At 71.7% G+C, this 601-nt stretch carries 1 pseudogene; it reads right to left on the bottom strand.

Annotation, left to right across the window (positions count from 1 at the left end):
* Window positions 1–376: pseudogene (locus H8A95_RS43420) on the bottom strand (Spy/CpxP family protein refolding chaperone); the annotation flags it as partial.
* Window positions 377–601 lie beyond the last annotated feature (225 nt).

Here is a 601-nt window from a genome sequence, read left to right as displayed (position 1 = left end):
CGGCAAATCGCTCGCGCTGGGCCGCCCGCGTCGCGGCGGTGGTCGCGGCGGCGGCCCCAACCGTCGCTGCTGCCCCCAATCGCTGCTGCCGGGCAAGATCGGCTTGCTGTGAGCGCTGCTCGCGCTGCAGCAGGCGGTTCTGCGCCTGCAGGGCGCGGTCATGGACGCGTTGTGCGCGTGCGCCCTGGACATTCTGCGACTGCAACTGCTGCACGCGCTGCTGCAGGCGATCGATCCGGGTTTGCCGCTCTGCGGTCTGGCGCGAGAGCGTGTCACGCTGCCGCTGCTGCACAGTCTGCTGGCGTTGCTGAACAAGTTGCTGCCGCTGTTGCGCGCGCTGTTGAATTCGCTCGGCCTGCGACGGCCGTTCGCTCAAGCGCGACGGTGGGCTCGGGCGTGATGGCGCGGCCAAATGAGGAGCAGGGCGCTGCGGCGGCGCCCCCCGACGGAATTCGGGTCGATGCGTTGCAACGCGTGGCGCGGTGATATGGGGCGCCTGGCGCGGTGACGGGGCAGCGAAATGCGGCGCCGGGCGTGGCGCCATCGCAGGTCGCTGCGGGGCGTGGAACGCAGGTGCGGCCGGTCGAGCCATCGCTGGCGG

The organism is Bradyrhizobium oropedii, assembly GCF_020889685.1.
GTDB classification, from domain to species: domain Bacteria; phylum Pseudomonadota; class Alphaproteobacteria; order Rhizobiales; family Xanthobacteraceae; genus Bradyrhizobium; species Bradyrhizobium oropedii.
The sequence above is the reverse complement of the archived record's forward strand: the minus strand, read 5'-3'. Positions and strand labels throughout refer to the sequence as shown.